Genomic DNA, 2,164 nt, shown 5'->3' with positions numbered 1-2,164 from the left:
GGGAGTCGACCGGGCGGGAGCGAGCTGCCGGGCGCAGATCAGCCTGAGCCGCTCTCGGGAAAGATCACTCCCGGGTTGAGGAGCCCGTGCGGGTCGAGCAGGTCCTTGACCTGACGCTGGAGCTGCATCGCGACCGGGTCGAGCTCGCGGTCCAGCCATCGCGACTTGAGCCGGCCGATGCCGTGCTCTCCGGTCACCGTGCCGCCCAGCTCCAGCGCGAGCGCGGTGATGGCCTCGAAGGTCGCGTGAGCCGCCGCGGTGCTCGTCGGGTCGGACGCGTCGAAGATGATCGTCGGGTGCATGTTGCCGTCGCCGGCATGTCCGAAGACGCCGACCGTGACGCCGGCGTCGACGGCCAGTCGCTCGATCCCCGTCAGCAGGCTGACGACCTGCGACTTCGGGACACAGACGTCATCCAGGATCCAGTCGCCGAGCGCCTCAAGCGCCGGCAGCGCCATCCGTCGAGCCGCCAACAGCACGCCCGACTCCTGCTCGTCGACAGCCGTCGCCACCTCCGTGGCGCCGGCGCCCCGGCACACCTGGGCGAAGCCCTCGATCACGACGTCGTGCCCGACCGCGTCGCTCTGGGCGATCAGGACGGCTGCCACCGAGTCGTCGAAGCCCATCGGGCTCCGGGCCTCGAGGGCGCGGATGACCGTGCGGTCCATCAGCTCGAGCATCGACAGGTCGAGCCCGGCCGCGGCCACTGCGGTCACCGCGTGCCCCGCAGACTGCAGGCTCGAGAAGGTCGCCAGCGCGGCCCGGCTGGGCCCGGGCGCCGGCAGCAGGCGGAGCGTGATCTCGGTGATGACGCCGAGCGTGCCCTCCGACCCGACGAACAGATGGGTGAGGTCGTAGCCGGCCACCCCCTTGATCGTCCGCCGTCCCGTGCGAACGGTGCGACCGTCGGCGAGGACCGCCTCGATGCCGAGGACGAAGTCACCGGTGACGCCGTACTTGAGGCAGCACATGCCGCCGGCGTTGGTGGCGACGTTGCCGCCGACCGTGCACATCTCGACGCTGCCGGGATCCGGCGGGTAGAACATCCCCTTGGCCGCGACGGCCCGACGGAGGTCGCCCGTCACGACGCCGGGCTGGACGACGGCGATCCGGTCGACCTCGTCGATGAGCAGGATCTGGTCGAGCCGGCGGGTGCTCACAACGAGGGCGCCGTCCGAGGCATTGGCCCCGCCGCTGAGGCCCGAGCCGGCGCCGCGCGTGAAGACGGGGACGTGGGCGACGCCCGCGGCCCGCAGGCAGGCGGAAACCTCTGCCCGGTCGCGCGGTCGCGCCACCGCCCAGGGCGAGCGGCGCGGTGTCAGGCGGGACTCGTCGAACGCAAACGACGCCACCACGTCCGGGTCGGTCTCGAGCACCCCCGGCGGCAACTCGTCGAAGGCGGACCGGTCCCCGGCGGTCAGGATGCTGCCCCACGCGGCATGCCGACTCCTCGTCGAAGGGTGAGTGACCTGCGTCCACGGTACCGACCCGTGCGTGCGGTCACGCCGGCGCTGCGTGTCTCACCTTGAGACGTGCCTCGCCGCCGCGACGGTGCCGTGTCGACCTACGATCACACTCAGCGCGTCAACCCGTCCATCCCCAGCGAAGCAGGAGAGTCCGTTGATCTTCATCACCGCCAAGTTCGAGGTCCGTCCCGAGTCCGTCGAGGAATGGCCGACCATAGCGGGACCGTTCACCGAGGCAACACGGGCAGAGCCGGGCTGTCTGTGGTTCGACTGGTCGCGCAGTCTCGACGCGTCCAACGAGTTCGTGCTCGTGGAGGCGTTCGCCGACGACGCCGCCGGCGCGCATCACGTCGGCTCGGACCACTTCAAGGCCGCCCAGCGGGACCTGCCGCCCCACCTGGCCTCGACGCCGAAGATCATCAGCACCACCGTGCCCGGCACCGGCTGGTCCGAGCTCGGCGAGCTCGCGGTGGCGGGCTGAGCCGGTCCGCATCGGGCGCCCTCCGGGGCTCCCAGGGTCCGGGCCGCGTGGCAGTGTGGAGCCATGTCGAACCGCTTGGCGGCCGCCACCTCGCCGTACCTCCTCCAACATGCCGACAACCCCGTCGAGTGGTGGGAGTGGGGCCCCGAGGCGTTCGCGGAGGCCCGCCGCAGCAACGTCCCCGTCCTCCTGAGCGTCGGTTACGCCGCCTGCCACT

General features: G+C 71.7%; 3 protein-coding genes. 2 read left to right on the top strand and 1 reads right to left on the bottom strand.

All coding sequences use genetic code 11. The annotated features are described in order from the left end of the window. Positions 1-38: 38 nt before the first annotated feature. Positions 39-1,376 (bottom strand): FAD-linked oxidase C-terminal domain-containing protein, encoded by a 1,338-nt coding sequence (locus tag RMO85_RS03680; RefSeq protein ID WP_310526534.1) that lies wholly within the window; start codon positions 1,374-1,376, stop codon positions 39-41. Between the two features lie 244 nt (positions 1,377-1,620). Here RMO85_RS03680 and RMO85_RS03675 point away from each other — a divergent pair, with 244 nt between their 5' ends. Both RMO85_RS03675 and RMO85_RS03670 read left to right on the top strand, forming a co-directional pair. After that, a complete protein-coding gene (locus tag RMO85_RS03675) occupies positions 1,621-1,947 on the top strand; it encodes a putative quinol monooxygenase (protein WP_310526532.1) in 327 nt (108 codons plus the stop codon). Between the two features lie 63 nt (positions 1,948-2,010). Then, on the top strand, positions 2,011-2,164 hold a 154-nt coding region (locus RMO85_RS03670), incomplete at its 3' end, for a DUF255 domain-containing protein (protein WP_310526535.1).

The organism is Nocardioides sp., assembly GCF_031422975.1.
Classification (GTDB): domain Bacteria; phylum Actinomycetota; class Actinomycetes; order Propionibacteriales; family Nocardioidaceae; genus Nocardioides.
Note: the sequence above shows the minus strand (reverse complement) of the source record. Positions and strands in the feature narration are given on the sequence as shown.